The sequence below is a fragment of the uncultured Tenacibaculum sp. genome (genome assembly GCF_947494125.1).
In the GTDB taxonomy this organism is placed as follows: Bacteria; Bacteroidota; Bacteroidia; order Flavobacteriales; family Flavobacteriaceae; genus Polaribacter.
On record NZ_CANLTU010000005.1, the window covers coordinates 201,517 to 219,259 of the forward strand.

At 33.7% G+C, this 17,743-nt stretch carries 14 protein-coding genes and 5 tRNA genes; all 19 read right to left on the reverse strand.

Going from position 1 to position 17,743, the window contains the following annotated elements; genetic code table 11:
* Positions 1 to 3: 3 nt before the first annotated feature.
* Positions 4 to 4,275 (reverse strand): DNA-directed RNA polymerase subunit beta', encoded by a 4,272-nt coding sequence (gene rpoC, locus Q0881_RS10670; protein WP_299159954.1) that lies wholly within the window; start codon positions 4,273 to 4,275, stop codon positions 4 to 6.
* Between the two features lie 105 nt (positions 4,276 to 4,380).
* Positions 4,381 to 8,193 carry a DNA-directed RNA polymerase subunit beta gene (gene rpoB / locus Q0881_RS10675; RefSeq protein ID WP_299159957.1) on the reverse strand — a complete coding sequence of 1,271 codons (3,813 nt, stop codon included), beginning with the start codon at positions 8,191 to 8,193 and terminating at the stop codon, positions 4,381 to 4,383.
* Between the two features lie 235 nt (positions 8,194 to 8,428).
* Positions 8,429 to 8,800: a 50S ribosomal protein L7/L12 gene (gene rplL, locus Q0881_RS10680; protein WP_299159959.1), complete on the reverse strand. Its 372-nt coding sequence runs from the start codon at positions 8,798 to 8,800 to the stop codon at positions 8,429 to 8,431.
* A gap of 50 nt (positions 8,801 to 8,850) precedes the next feature.
* Positions 8,851 to 9,366, reverse strand: a complete 516-nt coding sequence (gene rplJ / locus Q0881_RS10685) for a 50S ribosomal protein L10 (RefSeq protein ID WP_299159961.1) — start codon at positions 9,364 to 9,366, stop codon at positions 8,851 to 8,853.
* Between the two features lie 21 nt (positions 9,367 to 9,387).
* Positions 9,388 to 10,077 carry a 50S ribosomal protein L1 gene (gene rplA, locus Q0881_RS10690; RefSeq protein ID WP_299159963.1) on the reverse strand — a complete coding sequence of 230 codons (690 nt, stop codon included), beginning with the start codon at positions 10,075 to 10,077 and terminating at the stop codon, positions 9,388 to 9,390.
* Positions 10,078 to 10,097: 20 nt separating this feature from the next.
* Entirely contained in the window at positions 10,098 to 10,535 is a 438-nt protein-coding gene (rplK, locus tag Q0881_RS10695; protein WP_299159966.1) for a 50S ribosomal protein L11, read from the reverse strand.
* A gap of 66 nt (positions 10,536 to 10,601) precedes the next feature.
* Entirely contained in the window at positions 10,602 to 11,150 is a 549-nt protein-coding gene (gene nusG, locus Q0881_RS10700; RefSeq protein WP_299160013.1) for a transcription termination/antitermination protein NusG, read from the reverse strand.
* A gap of 2 nt (positions 11,151 to 11,152) precedes the next feature.
* The gene (gene secE / locus Q0881_RS10705; protein WP_299159969.1) at positions 11,153 to 11,344 is read right to left on the reverse strand and encodes a preprotein translocase subunit SecE; all 192 of its coding nucleotides are present in this window, start codon (positions 11,342 to 11,344) and stop codon (positions 11,153 to 11,155) included.
* Between the two features lie 56 nt (positions 11,345 to 11,400).
* Positions 11,401 to 11,473: transfer RNA gene (locus tag Q0881_RS10710), tRNA-Trp, on the reverse strand.
* A 68-nt stretch (positions 11,474 to 11,541) separates the two neighbouring features.
* Complete coding sequence (tuf, locus tag Q0881_RS10715; protein ID WP_299159972.1) at positions 11,542 to 12,729, reverse strand: elongation factor Tu; 1,188 nt, start codon at positions 12,727 to 12,729, stop codon at positions 11,542 to 11,544.
* Between the two features lie 78 nt (positions 12,730 to 12,807).
* A tRNA-Thr gene (locus tag Q0881_RS10720) sits at positions 12,808 to 12,880 on the reverse strand.
* Positions 12,881 to 12,892: 12 nt separating this feature from the next.
* Positions 12,893 to 12,965: transfer RNA gene (locus Q0881_RS10725), tRNA-Gly, on the reverse strand.
* Positions 12,966 to 13,032: 67 nt separating this feature from the next.
* Positions 13,033 to 13,115: transfer RNA gene (locus Q0881_RS10730), tRNA-Tyr, on the reverse strand.
* Between the two features lie 35 nt (positions 13,116 to 13,150).
* A tRNA-Thr gene (locus tag Q0881_RS10735) sits at positions 13,151 to 13,224 on the reverse strand.
* A 97-nt stretch (positions 13,225 to 13,321) separates the two neighbouring features.
* Complete coding sequence (locus Q0881_RS10740; RefSeq protein ID WP_299159974.1) at positions 13,322 to 13,630, reverse strand: HPF/RaiA family ribosome-associated protein; 309 nt, start codon at positions 13,628 to 13,630, stop codon at positions 13,322 to 13,324.
* A gap of 13 nt (positions 13,631 to 13,643) precedes the next feature.
* Entirely contained in the window at positions 13,644 to 14,531 is an 888-nt protein-coding gene (locus Q0881_RS10745; protein WP_299159977.1) for a tyrosine-type recombinase/integrase, read from the reverse strand.
* Positions 14,532 to 14,614: 83 nt separating this feature from the next.
* The gene (rpsU, locus tag Q0881_RS10750) at positions 14,615 to 14,812 is read right to left on the reverse strand and encodes a 30S ribosomal protein S21 (protein ID WP_299159979.1); all 198 of its coding nucleotides are present in this window, start codon (positions 14,810 to 14,812) and stop codon (positions 14,615 to 14,617) included.
* A 94-nt stretch (positions 14,813 to 14,906) separates the two neighbouring features.
* Positions 14,907 to 16,289 carry an alpha-amylase gene (locus tag Q0881_RS10755; RefSeq protein ID WP_299159982.1) on the reverse strand — a complete coding sequence of 461 codons (1,383 nt, stop codon included), beginning with the start codon at positions 16,287 to 16,289 and terminating at the stop codon, positions 14,907 to 14,909.
* Positions 16,290 to 16,573: 284 nt separating this feature from the next.
* Positions 16,574 to 17,731, reverse strand: a complete 1,158-nt coding sequence (locus Q0881_RS10760) for an acyl-CoA dehydrogenase family protein (RefSeq protein WP_299159985.1) — start codon at positions 17,729 to 17,731, stop codon at positions 16,574 to 16,576.
* Positions 17,732 to 17,743: the final 12 nt, after the last annotated feature.

Here is a 17,743-nt window from a genome sequence, read left to right on the forward strand (position 1 = left end):
AAATTATAAACTTTGTTCCATTTCATCTTTTGGCCCTACGATTTGATCATCGTAAGATCTCATTCCTGTTCCTGCTGGTATTCTCTTACCTACAATTACATTTTCTTTTAATCCTTCTAATGTATCTATTTTACCGTTTACTGCGGCTTCATTTAATACTTTAGTTGTTTCCTGGAATGATGCAGCTGAGATAAATGATTTCGTTTGTAACGAAGCTCTTGTAATACCTTGCAATACTTGTTCAGCTGTTGCTGGTTGTGCATCTCTTGCTACTACTAAATCTTTATCTGCTCTACGTAATAATGAATTTTCATCTCTTAATTGACGAGCTGAAACTATTTGTCCTGGCTTTAAGTTTTCAGAATCTCCTGCTTCTTCAACAACTTTCATTCCATAAATAGCATCATTTTCTTTGATAAAGTCATTCTTGTGAATCAATTGATTTTCTAAGAATAAAGTATCCCCAGAGTCAATAACTCTAACTTTACGCATCATTTGACGTACTACTACTTCGAAATGCTTATCGTTAATTTTTACACCTTGTAAACGATATACTTCTTGAATTTCGTTTACTAAGTATTCTTGTACTGCAGAAGGTCCTTTAATATTTAAAATATCTATTGGAGTAGTTGCTCCATCAGATAAAGGCATACCTGCTTTAATGAAATCATTCTCTTGAACTAAAATTTGGTTTGATAACTTAACTAAATACTTAGTAATCTCACCTGTTTTTGATTCAATAATAATCTCACGATTACCACGCTTAATTTTACCGAAAGATACAACCCCATCAATTTGTGCAACTACTGCTGGATTAGATGGATTACGTGCTTCAAATAATTCTGTTACACGTGGTAAACCTCCTGTAATATCCCCTGCTTTACCAGACTTACGTGGAATCTTAACTAATGTATGACCTGCATCTACTTTATCTCCGTCATTTACCATTAAATGTGCTCCTACTGGTAAACTATACGAACGTAAAGCATTACCATCTGCATCTTCAATAATTAATGAAGCAATGATTTTTTTATTCTTAGAATCAGTCATTACTTTTTCTTGGAAACCAGTTTGTTCATCAATTTCAACAGAGTAGTTAATACCTTGCTCTAAATTGTCAAACTTAACTTTTCCTCCAAACTCAGAAACGATAACTCCGTTAAATGGATCCCATTGACATACTGCATCTCCTTTTTTGATTGATTTAATATTCTTATCAAATATAATCGAACCGTAAGGAATAATGTTAGTACTTAATACAATATCAGTTTTCTTATCTGTAATCTTAATCTCAGCAGTACGAGAAATAACAATTTCTACTTCTTCTCCATTTGCATCTTTTCCTTTTACTGTACGTAAATCGTCAATAGATACTTTACCGTCAAATTTAGCTATTAATTTGTTCTCTTCTGAAATGTTTCCTGCTACCCCTCCAACGTGGAAAGTACGTAATGTTAACTGTGTACCTGGTTCTCCAATTGATTGTGCTGCAATTACACCTACTGCTTCTCCTCTTTGAACTTTCTTACCTGTAGATAAAGATTGTCCGTAACATTTTTCACAAATACCTCTTTGAGATTCACATGTTAATGCTGAACGTACTTCTACTTTATCAACTCCTGCTGCTTGAATTTCTTCTGCTATAACAGGTGTAATTAATTCTCCTGATGCGACTAATAAATCTTCTGTGTTTGGTACAAATACATTGTGTAACGCTGTACGTCCAGAAATTCTATCACTTAAAGATTCAACGATTTCATCATTTTTCTTTAATGGACTTACTTCTAATCCTCTTAATGTACCACAATCTACTTCGTTTACTATTACATCCTGAGATACATCTACTAAACGACGTGTTAAGTAACCTGCATCGGCTGTTTTTAATGCTGTATCGGCTAATCCTTTACGAGCACCGTGTGTTGATATAAAGTATTCAAGAATTGATAATCCTTCTTTAAAGTTAGAAAGAATTGGATTTTCAATAATTTCTCCACCTCCTGCTGTAGATTTTTTAGGCTTTGCCATTAATCCACGCATACCTGTTAACTGACGAATCTGTTCTTTCGATCCACGTGCTCCAGAATCTAACATCATAAATACCGAGTTAAATCCTTGTTGATCTTCACGTAAACGTTTCATCGATAATTCAGTTAATTGATTATTGGTTCTTCCCCAAATATCAATTACCTGATTATAACGCTCTTTTTGCGTTAACATACCCATGTTATAGTTTCCTACAATCGCATCAACTTCTTTGTTTGCTTCAGCAATCATTGTATGCTTTTCTGGAGGAATAATAATATCCCCTAATGAGAATGATAAACCACCTTCGAAGGCGTATTTATATCCCATATTTTTAATTTCATCTAAGAAATTTCCTACAGAAGGAATATCAGTTACCTTTAAAATACCACTAATAACTCCTCTTAATGATTTCTTTGTTAAAACTTCATTAATGTATCCTGCAGCTTTTGGTACTTTTTCGTTAAATAAGACTCTACCTACTGTTGTAGCTATAATTTTAGTAACTGCTTGTCCATCTTCAACATCATGCGTACGAACCTTAATTCCTGCATTTAAGTCTACTCTTTCTTCATTTAAGGCAATAATTACCTCTTCTGGAGAATAGAAAGTTAATCCTTCACCTTTAATAGGCACTTCTGGAGTTGACTTTCTTTCTTTAGTCATATAATAAAGACCTAATACCATATCCTGAGATGGTACCGTAATTGGTGCTCCATTCGCAGGATTTAAAATATTATGAGACCCTAACATTAATAACTGTGCTTCTAAAATAGCCTCAGGTCCTAATGGTAAGTGAACTGCCATTTGATCTCCATCAAAATCGGCATTAAATGCAGAACAAGCAAGTGGATGTAAACGTATTGCTTTTCCTTCAATTAATTTTGGTTGAAATGCTTGAATTCCTAAACGGTGTAATGTAGGGGCACGGTTTAATAAAACTGGATGTCCTTTAATTACATTTTCTAAAATATCCCAAACAACTGGTTCTTTTCTGTCTATAATTTTCTTTGCAGATTTTACAGTTTTTACAATACCTCTTTCGATTAACTTACGAATAACAAAAGGTTTGTATAATTCTGCTGCCATATCTTTTGGCAATCCACATTCAAATAATCTTAATTCTGGTCCAACAACAATTACCGAACGTGCAGAATAATCAACACGCTTACCTAATAAGTTCTGACGGAAACGACCTTGCTTACCTTTTAAACTATCAGATAATGATTTTAATGGTCTGTTAGATTCAGTTTTTACTGCTGATGACTTACGTGTGTTATCAAATAATGAATCTACTGATTCTTGTAACATACGTTTTTCATTACGTAAAATTACCTCTGGTGCTTTAATTTCCATTAATCGCTTTAAACGATTGTTACGGATAATTACACGACGGTATAAATCATTTAAATCTGAAGTCGCAAAACGACCTCCATCTAATGGTACTAATGGACGTAACTCTGGCGGTATAACTGGAACCGCTTTCATAATCATCCATTCTGGATTGTTTTCTCTATTCTTTTGAGAATCTCTGAATGCTTCAACAACATTTAAACGCTTTAATGCTTCGTTTTTACGTTGTTTTGAAGTTTCAGTATTTGCTTTATGACGTAATTCAAATGATAATGTGTCTAAATCGATTCTTTCTAATAAATCAATTAAACATTCAGCTCCCATTTTAGCAATAAACTTCGTAGGATCTGTATCATCTAAATACATGTTTTCTTGTGGAAGTGTATCTAAAATATCTAAATACTCTTCTTCAGTTAAGAAATCCATTTTTTGCAATGGCTCTCCTTCTGTATTCTTAGCATCTCCTGGCTGAATTACTACGTAACGTTCGTAGTAAATAATCATATCTAACTTTTTAGATGGTAACCCTAAAAGGTATCCCATTTTGTTAGGTAATGATCTGAAGTACCAAATATGAGCTACTGGCACCACTAAATTAATGTGACCTACTCTATCTCTACGTACTTTTTTCTCTGTAACTTCAACACCACATCGATCACAAACAATTCCTTTATATCGGATTCGTTTATATTTACCACACGCACACTCATAATCCTTTACAGGACCAAAGATACGTTCACAAAATAAACCATCTCTTTCTGGTTTGTGTGTACGGTAGTTAATAGTTTCTGGCTTTAAAACCTCACCTCTTGATGCTTCTAAAATAGATTCAGGTGATGCTAAACCAATTGATATTTTGTTAAACTTTTTAACAGTGTATTTTTCGTTCTTTCTTGCCATAATAAGTAATGGATTCGAATTAAAAATTTGTCTCTTCTGAGACCTATATTTAAAATGATTTATGATTAGGTAGAAGTTTTCTACCTAATCATATTTCACTGTTTATTATTCCTCTAATTTAACGTCTAATCCTAAACCTTTCAGTTCGTGCATTAATACATTAAATGATTCTGGTAATCCTGGTTCTGGCATAGATTCACCCTTAACGATACTTTCGTATGTTTTAGCTCTACCTAATACATCATCCGATTTTACTGTTAAGATTTCTCTTAAGATACTTGATGCTCCATATGCTTCAAGTGCCCAAACTTCCATCTCTCCAAAACGTTGACCTCCAAACTGAGCTTTACCTCCTAATGGCTGTTGTGTAATTAATGAGTAAGGCCCAATAGAACGCGCGTGCATTTTATCTTCAATCATGTGACCTAACTTAATCATATAAATTATACCTACAGTTGCTGGTTGATCGAAACGTTTTCCTGTACCTCCATCATATAAATATGTATGTCCGTAACGTGGAATTCCTGCTTCATCAGTTAATGCATTAATCTCGTTGATATTTGCTCCATCAAAAATTGGTGTTGCATATTTCTGATCTAATTTTTCTCCAGCCCAACCAAGAACTGTTTCATAAATCTGACCAATATTCATACGAGACGGTACCCCTAATGGATTTAATACAATATCTACTGGTGTTCCGTCTTCTAAGAAAGGCATATCTTCCTGACGTACAATACGTGCAACAATACCTTTATTTCCGTGACGTCCTGCCATCTTATCTCCTACTTTTAATTTACGTTTTTTAGCAACATAAATTTTTGCAAGTTTTAAGATTCCTGCTGGTAATTCGTCTCCTACAGAAATTGTAAATTTCTCACGACGTAAAACTCCTTGTAAATCGTTTACTTTAATTTTATAGTTATGAACTAACTCAACAACTAACTTATTTAAGTCTTTATCTGTAGTCCAAGTACCGTTTAAATGTGTAAAATCTTCTACAGAATTTAACATTTTCTGAGTAAATTTCTTACCTTTTGGTAATACTTCCTCTCCTAAATCGTTGAATACTCCTTGTGAAGTTTTCCCAGTAATTAAAGTAAATAACTTCTCTACTAACTTGTCTTTTAAATTTTCAAACTTAGATACGTAAGATGCTTCTAAAGCTGCAATTGCTTCTTTATCACGAGCACGTTTCGTTTTATCTTTTACAGCGCGTTTGAATAATTTTTTATTAATTACTACCCCTCTTAATGATGGCGAAGCTTTTAATGATGCATCTTTTACATCTCCAGCTTTGTCTCCAAAAATAGCTCGTAATAATTTTTCTTCTGGTGTTGGATCAGATTCTCCTTTTGGTGTAATCTTACCTATTAAGATATCTCCTGGGTTTACTTCTGCTCCAATACGAATCATTCCATTTTCATCTAAGTCTTTTGTAGCCTCTTCTGAAACATTTGGAATATCGTTTGTTAATTCTTCCGCTCCTAATTTTGTATCACGAACATCTAATGAATATTCATCAATATGTATAGAAGTAAAGATATCTTCACGAACAACTTTTTCAGAAATTACAATCGCATCCTCAAAGTTATACCCTTTCCAAGGCATAAAGGCTACTTTCATATTTCTTCCTAAAGCTAATTCTCCTTTTTGTGTTGCATATCCTTCACAAAGTACTTGTCCTTCTTCAACTCTATCTCCAACTTTTACAATTGGCTTTAAGTTAATATTTGTACCTTGATTTGTTTTTCTAAACTTAATTAAGTTATATGAAATTTCATCTGAATCGAAGCTTACCATTTGCTCTTCTTCAGTTCTGTCATACTTAATTGTTATTTTATTTGCATCAACATACTCAACAACTCCTGCTCCTTCTGCATTGATTAAGATACGAGAATCTTTTGCTACTCTACGCTCTAAACCTGTACCTACAATTGGAGATTCAGGACGTAATAATGGAACTGCTTGACGCATCATATTCGATCCCATTAACGCACGGTTGGCATCATCATGCTCTAAGAAAGGAATTAACGATGCTGATATAGATGCTATCTGATTAGGTGCAACATCCATATAGTCTACTTCATTAGGAGTAACTACTGGGAAATCTCCACCTTCACGTGAAATTACTTTATCTTCAACGAAGTCTCCATCTGCATTTACATCTAAATTAGATTGTGCAAATTTCATTCCTTCTTCTTCTTCAGCACTTAAATATATATGCTCTTGCTTTAAATCTATGTTTCCATCAACTACCTTTTTATAAGGTGTTTCAATAAAACCTAAATTATTCACTTTTGCAAATACAGCTAAAGATGAAATTAATCCAATATTCGGTCCCTCAGGAGTTTCAATTGGACATAAACGACCATAGTGTGTATAGTGAACATCACGAACCTCGAATCCTGCTCTTTCTCTAGATAATCCTCCAGGTCCTAAAGCTGATAAACGACGTTTGTGAGTAATCTCTGCTAATGGATTTGTTTGATCCATAAACTGAGATAATTGGTTGGTACCAAAGAACGAATTAATAACTGAAGATAATGTCTTCGCATTAATTAAATCAATTGGAGTAAAAACCTCGTTATCACGTACATTCATTCTTTCACGAATAGTACGAGCCATACGAGCTAAACCTACACCAAACTGACCTGCTAATTGTTCTCCAACAGTTCTTACACGACGGTTAGATAAGTGATCAATATCATCTACTTCTGCTTTTGAATTAATTAATTCAATTAAGTATTTGATAATTGTAATAATATCGTTTTTCGTTAATACCTTTTGATCTATAGCTTCATTAAGACCTAATTTGGTATTCATTCTAAAACGTCCTACTTCTCCTAAACTATAACGTTGCTCTGAAAAGAATAATTTTTCAATAATTCCTCTTGCTGTTTCCTCATCTGGCGGTTCAGCATTACGTAATTGTCTATATACATGCTCTACTGCCTCTTTCTCTGAGTTTGTAGGATCTTTTTGTAATGTATTGTGGATGATTGCATAATCGGCCATGTCATTATCTACCTTATGTAATAAGATAGTTTTTGCTCCAGCATCGATTATTTCATCAATATGTTCTTTCTCTATGATTGTATCACGGTCGAAAACAATTTCGTTACGCTCAATAGATACAACTTCTCCTGTATCTTCATCAACGAAATCCTCATGCCAAGTTTTTAAAACTCTTGCTGCTAATTTACGTCCTAATACTTTCTTTAATCCTGCTTTAGATACTTTTACTTCTTCAGCTAAATCAAAGATTTCTAATATATCTTTATCTCTTTCAAAACCTATGGCTCTGAATAACGTAGTTACTGGTAATTTTTTCTTTCTATCAATATAAGCATACATTACTTGATTGATATCTGTTGCAAATTCTATCCAAGATCCTTTAAAAGGAATTACTCTTGCTGAGTATAACTTGGTTCCGTTTGCGTGGAAAGATTGCCCAAAAAACACCCCTGGTGAACGGTGTAATTGAGACACTACAACTCTTTCTGCTCCATTAATAATGAAAGTTCCAGAATTCGTCATATAAGGAATTGTACCTAAATACACGTCTTGAACAATTGTTTCAAAATCTTCGTGTTCTGGATCGGTACAATAAAGCTTTAACCTAGCTTTTAAAGGTACACTATGTGTTAAACCTCTTTCTATACATTCTTGAATGCTATATCTAGGAGGATCTACAAAGTAGTCTAAAAATTCTAATACAAATTGATTACGAGTATCTGTAATCGGAAAGTTATCCATAAAGGTTTTATACAAACCTTCTTCACCTCGCTCATCGGCTTTGGTTTGCAATTGGAAAAAATCTTGGAAAGATTTCACCTGAATATCAAGAAAATCTGGATAGTCAGTTCCTAACTGCGATGATGCGAAGTTAATTCTTTCAGTAGTGTTTATCGTTGCCAAAAGAGATGCTATTTTTAAATTAAAAATATTATTTTTTGAAACTTTTCTGTTTCAATAATGCAATTTTAATTGCTTTTGATGGTTTTAAACCATCGCTTTATAGTCGTAAAATCACAATTTTAAATCGTGATAAATATAGAACGAATATATACACAAAATGGTTTAGGACTAAAAACATACGTTTCTAGTACCTAAACCTTAATTGTTTTTTCCCGTTTTAAATCGGGAGTATAGCTTACTTAAGCTCTACCTCAGCTCCAGCTTCTTCTAAAGATTTTTTAAGACCTTCTGCCTCATCTTTAGATACTGCTTCTTTTATTGGTGCTGGTGCGCTATCAACGATTGCTTTAGCATCTTTTAATCCTAATCCAGTTAATTCTTTAACTAACTTTACTACAGCTAATTTAGAACCTCCTGCTGCTTTTAAGATCACATCAAATTCAGTTTTCTCTTCTGCTGCTTCTCCTCCTGCTGCTGGACCTGCTACTGCTACTGCTGCTGCTGCTGGCTCAATACCGTACTCATCTTTTAAAATAGTAGCTAAATCATTAACTTCTTTTACTGTTAAGTTAACTAATTGCTCTGCGAAATCTTTTAAATCTGCCATTTTAATTGTTTTTTGAAATTTTATTTATTTTAGTTTATTAGTGCGCGTAATTATTTTTCAGATAACGTTGTAAGTATACCTGAAAGTTTGTTTCCACCTGATTGTAAAGCTGAAACAACATTCTTAGCTGGTGATTGTAATAATCCGATAATATCTCCAATAAGTTCTTCTCTAGACTTAATGTTAACAAGAGCGTCTAATTGGTCATCTCCAATATAAACAGCTTCTTCAACAAAAGCTCCTTTTAATAAAGGCTTGTCTGATTTTTTTCTGAACTCTTTAATAACTTTTGCTGGTGCATTAGCTGCTTCAGCAATCATTAATGAAGTATTACCTTTTAAAACATCTTGTAAGTCTCCAAAATCTTTATCTGAAGCTTCCATTGCTTTAGAAAGCATTGTGTTCTTTACAACAGCCAATTGTACGTTTGCTTTAAAACAAGCTCGACGTAAGTTAGATGTAGTAACTGCATCTAAACCAGAAATATCTGCTAAATAGATAGTACTAGTATCTGCTAATTGTGCTGTTAAATCTTCTATTACTTGTAATTTGTCTTCTCTAGTCATAATTAAAAAGTTTTAACTGCCTTATGATACAGATTTTTCATCTACAGCAACACTAGGACTCATAGTTGAAGACATAAAAATACTCTTAATATATTCTCCTTTAGCCGCTGTTGGCTTTAATTTAATTAATGTTTGTAATAACTCGTTTGCATTTTCTTGAATCTTCTGAGCATCAAAAGATACTTTTCCGATTGCAGCGTGAACGATACCAGTTTTATCAACTTTAAAGTCAATTTTACCTGCTTTTACTTCCTTCACTGCTTTTGCAACATCCATAGTTACTGTTCCTGTCTTTGGGTTAGGCATTAAACCTCTTGGTCCTAAAACACGACCTAAAGGACCTAATTTACCCATAACGCTAGGCATAGTAATAATAACGTCAACATCAGTCCAACCACCTTTAATTTTCTGAAGGTATTCATCTAATCCAACATAATCTGCACCAGCTGCTTGAGCTTCTGCTTCTTTATCTGGAGTAACTAATGCTAATACTTTTACATCTTTACCTGTTCCGTGTGGTAATGTTACTACTCCACGTACCATTTGATTTGCTTTACGAGGATCTACTCCTAAACGTACTGCTAAGTCAACTGATGCGTCAAATTTCACATTTGTAATTTCCTTAACTAAAGCTGATGCATCTTGTAAGCTATAAACTTTAGAGCTATCTATCTTAGCACGAGCTTCTTTTTGCTTTCTAGTAATTGCCATTTCTAAATATCTTTTAAAGTTTAAGCAGATGCATCACCTGTTACTGTTAATCCCATAGAACGAGCAGTTCCAGCGATCATTCTCATTGCAGACTCAACTTTAAAGGCATTCATATCTACCATTTTGTCTTCTGCAATTCCTCGAATTTGATCCCAAGAAACACTTGCTACTTTTTTCCTATTTGGTTCTCCTGAACCTTTCTTAATTTTGGCCGCTTCTAATAATTGTACTGCAGCTGGTGGTGTTTTTACAACAAACTCGAAAGATTTGTCTGTATAAACGGTAATCACAACAGGTAATACTTTACCTTGTTTGTCCTGTGTACGAGCATTAAACTGCTTACAGAACTCCATGATATTAACACCGGCAGCACCTAAAGCGGGTCCAACTGGTGGCGACGGATTCGCAGCACCTCCCCTAACTTGTAGTTTAACTAATTTACTTACTTCTTTTGCCATTGTTTAAGTTTTAATCAATATGTTTAAAATGGAAGCTTCAAACACATCTAAATATAGGTGTAACAATTATATTTTCTCTACTTGCATGTAATTTAACTCTAATGGTGTTTTTCTTCCAAAAATCTTAACCATTACTTCTAACTTACGTTTCTCCTCATTAACTTTTTCAACTGTTCCGTCAAATCCATTAAAAGGACCATCAATTACTTTTACAGTTTCTCCAACTGTATAAGGAATTGCAACATTTTCATCTCTAACAGAAAGTTCATCTACTTTACCTAGCATTCTGTTTACTTCCGATTTACGCATTGGTACTGGCTCTCCTCCTTTAGTTTCTCCTAAAAAACCAATAACTCCAGTTACTGACTTAATTACGTGAGGAACCTCTCCTGCTAAATTAGCTTCTACCATTACATAACCTGGAAAATAAACTCTCTCTCTATTTATCTTCTTTCCGTTTCTTACTTGAATAACTTTCTCCGTTGGAACTATCACTTGATTTACATAATCTGATAATCCAAAACGAGCAATTTCAGTCTCGATATAAGTTTTAACCTTATTCTCTTGACCTCCTACAGCTCTAACAACATACCACTTCATCACCGAATCAGCCATCATTAAAACATTTTAAAGAAGTTATCCAATCCTGTTTGAAAAACTTTATCTATTCCTGCAACTGCTAATGCAAAAACAATAGTAAATGCAGCAACCACTACAGTTGACTTTTGAGCCTCTTCACGAGATGACCAAGTCATGTTTGTATTTAATTCTTCAAAAGAATCTTTGATGTATTGTATAAAGTTGTTCATGTTTTTATCCTTTTAACGAGCTACAGTATTTAAACTGCAACTCGCTTTGATTTTTGCACGGATTGAGGGACTCGAACCCCCGACACCTGGTTTTGGAGACCAGTGCTCTACCAACTGAGCTAAACCCGTATTTCATTTTTAAAGGAGTCTCTCTAATAAAAGAGACTCCTTTTTTTATGCTATAAACTAACTATTAATTAGTCTAAAATTTCAGTTACCTGACCTGCACCAACTGTTCTACCTCCTTCACGGATTGCGAACTGTAAACCTAAGTTTAATGCAATTGGCTGAATTAAATCAACTATAATAGTTAAGTTATCTCCAGGCATAACCATTTCAACTCCATCAGGAAGCGCAATGTTTCCAGTTACGTCAGTTGTACGTACGTAAAACTGTGGACGGTAGTTATTATGGAATGGAGTATGACGTCCACCTTCTTCTTTCTTTAAAACATATACCTCAGCTTTAAACTTAGCGTGTGGAGTTACAGATCCTGGCTTAACAATTACCATTCCTCTCTTTATGTCTTCTTTATTAATACCTCTTAATAAGATACCTGCGTTATCTCCAGCCTCACCTCTATCTAAGATTTGACGGAACATTTCAATACCAGTTACTGTAGAAGTTAACTTCTCAGTACCCATACCGATAATTTCAACAGGATCTCCAGAGTTGATGATTCCAGTTTCAATACGACCAGTAGCAACAGTACCACGACCTGTAATTGAGAATACATCTTCAATTGGCATTAAGAAATCTTTTTCAGTTTCTCTTGGTGGCTCTTCAATCCAAGTATCAACAGCTTCCATTAATTCTAAAACTGTATCAACCCATTTTTGCTCACCATTTAAAGCTCCTAAAGCAGAACCAGCAACAACAGGACCATTATCTCCATCATATTCATAGAAAGATAATAAATCTCTTACTTCCATTTCTACTAACTCTAATAACTCTTCATCATCAACCATATCAACTTTGTTTAAGAAAACAACGATACGAGGAATTCCTACCTGACGACCTAATAAGATGTGCTCACGAGTTTGTGGCATTGGACCATCTGTTGCAGCTACTACTAAAATAGCTCCATCCATCTGAGCAGCACCAGTTACCATATTCTTTACATAATCGGCGTGACCTGGACAATCTACGTGCGCGTAGTGACGGTTTGCAGTTGCATACTCTACGTGAGAAGAGTTAATTGTTATACCTCTTTCTTTTTCTTCTGGAGCATTATCGATTTGATCAAAAGCTCTTTGTTCAGAAAATCCTGCATCTGCTAATACTTTTGTAATTGCAGCAGTTAAAGTAGTTTTACCGTGATCTACGTGACCAATAGTACCAACGTTTAAGTGTGGTTTCGAACGATCATAAGTTCCTTTTGCCATGATTATTAATTTTAATTCTTAGTTAAATATATTTAGTGTTATTTTAAAACTCTTACAAACTCTTTTCACTAAAAAAAGAGCCAATGACCGGATTTGAACCGGTGACCTCATCCCTACCAAGGATGCGCTCTACCAACTGAGCTACACCGGCTTGGAATTTTAGAGCGAGAGACCGGGTTCGAACCGGCGACATTCAGCTTGGAAGGCTGACGCTCTACCAACTGAGCTACTCTCGCGTATTTAAAACCTTTCTTCAATAGTCAAAAGTTGAAGCTTAACATATTGCTTAATCAGTTTTAAAAGTGGGGAGAGCAGGATTCGAACCTGCGAAGTCGTAAGACAACGGAGTTACAGTCCGTCCCATTTGGCCGCTCTGGAATCTCCCCAATACTTCAATAAATTAAAGAACTTGTTTCTTTAGAGCCGATGGAGGGACTCGAACCCACGACCTGCTGATTACAAATCAGCTGCTCTAGCCAGCTGAGCTACATCGGCAATTGTTATAAAAAAACAATCCGCTATTTCTAACGGACTGCAAATGTATAAAGTAATTTTTAATTTTTAAAACTTTTTTAGATTATTTTTTATCTTTTTATGACACTAAAGAATCTCTATGTTTTTCTTTTGATTTTTTCAAACTTCTTTTTAATGATTCGATCGCAATACTGACACCCTCTTCAAACGTTTTTGTTTGTTTTTTCACCATTAACTCATTCCCTGGAATATTAATTTTAACTTCTGTAATTTTATTTTCCTTCTCACTTGTTTTTTGTACTTTTAAGAAAACCTCTGCATCAACTATTTTATCATGAAACTTTTCTAAACCTTCTATTCTCTTTTCAATATAATCTATCAACTTTTTATCTGCTGTAAAGTTTACTGACTGCGTGAATACTTTCATAATTTATCAATCTTTAATTAGACTCTCTAGGATGAGCCTTGTTATACACTTTTTTTATTTGCTCCAAGCTATTATGCGTATACACTTGGGTAGAGGCTAAACTTGAATGCCCTAGTAATTCTTTAACCGAATCTAATGACGCACCATTATTAAGTAAATGTGTAGCGAAAGCGTGCCTTAAGATATGTGGGCTTTTTTTTGCTTTTGTTGACACTCTACTAAAGTACAAATTTATTATTCGGTAAACAAGAGTTTCATAAATTTTAACTCCCTTTTTTGTTATTAAAAGCTCTTCTACATTTCCCTGTTGATATTCTTTTTTCACATCAATATATTGATTCAAAGTCTTTAAGACTGACGGAAGTATTATTACATATCTTTCTTTATTTCTTTTCCCTAAAACTTTTATCACTTTCTTAACAAAATCTACATCCTTCTCTTTTATATTTATCAACTCTATTCTTCTTATCCCTGTTGAATATAGCAATTCTACTATTAACCTATCTCTTACCGATTCAAAATCTTTATTCTCACTCATAATAGCCAACACCCTCTCAACTTCTTTTTCATCAAATGGTACTTGTACTTTTTTCTGAACTTTTAGAGCTTTGTGTTTTGCTAATGGATTTACTTCAATCTCTCCTGTTTTTTGTAAAAACGTGTAAAATGTTTTCAACGAACTCATCTTTCTATTTACAGTTCTATTTGAAACCTCATTATCTATTAAACTCACCAACCATGTTCTAATCTGATTGTAATGTATCTCCTTCAATCTTTCTTGATCATATTCAACAATACAAAAATCTTTAAAAGCAATTAAATCCATTCTATATGCTTGAATTGTATGTTTTGAATATTTTTTTTCACATTCTAAATACTCTAAAAAAGCTTCTATTAACATCCTACTTATTTTATTAAAATAAATGTACAAAAAAACCTGTATTGAAAACAATACAGGTCTTATATCTTTAAAATAGTTTATTTCTAACCTATTTCTTCTTTAGTTCTTAATCCTTGAACGTAAGATGCTTTTATCATTTGAGCACGTTTCACTACAGATGGCTTATTAAACTGCTTTCTGTCACGTAATTGTTTTAACGTTTTAGTGTTACTAAATTTACGCTTATAACGTTTTAACGCTCTATCGATATTCTCTCCTTCTTTAATTGGAATAATTAACATTTGTTAGCACCTCCCTTCATTGTAGTCTCTAAATTTATTATTTTAGGATCGCAAAGGTACTCAGTAATTTTTAATTAACAATTAAAAAAGCATTTTATTTAGGTGCCCAAACTGAATAACTTTTTGGTGGCACTTGAATTTTCACCCATTTACCTCCCTGTGTTACAGGTTCCCATGTTGAATGCCCTGTATAATCTTTAATCTTTGTGTTTGACCAATTGGTTTCTATCCAACGTTCTTGCCAATGATTTGCATTATTTATATACACTACTAAACCTGAATTATTATGTCCGTTTCTCTTTGCAATATACTCATCATTATCTGTATAAAGATTTGTAGTACTACCTCCTGCTAAATTATTATGTATCCATATTAAATTATTTAAACGCTCTTTATTTAACCATTCTTCATAATCTCTATAAAACATTGTCGGATACCCTTCATGCGTTAATATATATGCGTAGGCTAACATTTTACCTCCATAAATTTCATTGGTATCATGATTTGTTACGAATGTTACTGCTTTACTTGCATTTCGTTTCCATAACATATCTTCATTCAATTTATTTAAATTATTTCCGTCAAAAGCATCTTTCATTCTGTAATAACATGCAAAATCAAATGCACTTGCTTCTGCTTGACCTGACCACCAATCTAAAGTACCTGCATTTCCATCCCAATACTCTCCTACTGTAAATCCTCCTACTTCATTTTTCCAATCTTTTACTACCCATGGTTCAAACCCTTTTACATAGTCAAAACGCCATCCGTCAAAACCAATTACATCTCTATAATATTTTGCTACTGATTCTGGGTTTTTCCACAATTCATTTTGAACCCTTACTTGGTGATGACATAAATCTGGAAAACCTCCAAATACTCCTGTATCACTTGCATGATTATGATTTGGGTGAAAATCATTATAATCTCTAGTAAACCTTCCTGACAATGGTGTAAATTTTGTCCAGTTAGCTTGCCCATTAACAGGGTTCACTTCACTTTGACCACCACTATTATGGTTTAAAACAATATCTGCTATTACACTTAATTGTGCTCCATGTGCAGTTGAGATTAAACTTGTTAGTTCATTTTCTGAACCAAACCTTGTCTCGATACTTCCCATTTGATTATACTTTCCGAAATCAAAATAATCAAAAGGGTCATATCCCATAGATAATGATCCATTTTGTGCTTTCGTTGCTGGTGGTAACCAAATAGCATCTATACCTGCATTACTCCAATCCTGAACTTTTCCTTTTACTGTATTCCACCAATTTCCTCCCGCTGGCACATCCCAATAAAATGCTTGCATCATTACTCCCGACCCAATCGGTTTTAAACCTGGTCTTGATGATGCTTGTTGTATTTCTTTTTCTTGTGACTTTACTTTTAATTCTTCTGATAATTCTTCTGAACATCCTAAGAAAACAATTATGATTGGCACAAGAAACCAACACTTTTTTTGAAGAGTTTTCATTTAATAAGTTTTTAAATTTGTTTCAAGTTATACATTGATACTCAAACTGCGAAATCGTTATAGCAACGAAATCGTTTTCGTGTTGAAAACTTATTGATTTTTAATTTTTTACAGCCACAAAAAACAAACTTTACAAAAAAACCACTCGATATTTGAGTGGTTTTTATTTTATAATTAACTTCTAATTATTATAATATTTTAAGTTGTAATTTATATTCTTTCTTATCAATTATCATTTTTGCAATATGAAAACATATTTTCGCAAAATTAATAATCAAGAAATACTAAGTAGCAGGTTTATACTCCTTCTTATCAATTATCATTTTTGCGATAATCTCTTTTAAGATTTCAGAAGTCCCTCCTCCTATTGGACCTAATCGGCTATCTCTTAATAATCGAGCTAATGGGTACTCTTCCATATAACCATACCCTCCCAATAATTGCAATGCATCATAAATAACTTCATCTGCCATTTTTGTTGACAATAACTTACTCATACTAGCCTCTTTCACAACATAATTCCCATCGTTAAGTCTTTTCGTTATTGAGTAATTATACTCTCTGCACATATCCACTTTTGATGCCATTTCTGCTACTTTATGACGTAGTGCTTGAAACTTATCTAATGTCTTACCAAACGCTTCACGTTCGCTCATATACTGCAATACATAATCTACTGCATATTCTGCTCGTGCATGTGCGTTAATTGCCATTATTAAACGTTCTAATGCAAAGTGCTGCATTATGTAAGGGAACCCTTTCCCTTCTTCTCCCATTAAATTCTCTGCTGGAATCACAACATTATCAAAAGCTATTTCTGCTGTATCTGATGCCCTCCATCCTAATTTATCTAACTTTGTTGAAGATATCCCTGGTGTATTTCTATCCAAAACAAAAATACTCATTCCTTTATGTCTATCTTCTGGGTTCGTTTTAGCTGCTACTACTAGATAATCTGAATATACCCCATTAGTAATAAATGTTTTTGATCCATTTATTACATATGTATCTCCTTTTTTTACCGCTGTAGTTCTCATTCCTGCAACATCACTCCCTCCAAAAGGTTCTGATATACATAAACATCCTATTTTATCTCCATCTATACTTGGAGTTAAATATTCTTTTTTTATTCTATCATCCCCTTCTTTATTTAAATGAGTCATTGCTAGATATGCATGTGCCCACATATTTGCTGCAAACCCTCCTGAGTTTACTTTTTGCAACTCTTCTAAAAAGATAACTGTATAAAAAAGGTCAAGGTTTAACCCTCCATATTCTTCTGGTTGGTTTAATCCGAAATATCCCATATCTCCGAATTTCTTCCAAATAAAACGTTCTACCGTTCCTTCTTTTTCCCATTTATCTATATATGGAGTTACCTCCTTTTGTAAAAACTCCTTAAAGCTTTCACGAAATGCTTCGTGTTCTTCAGTAAAATACATACTGTATAATTT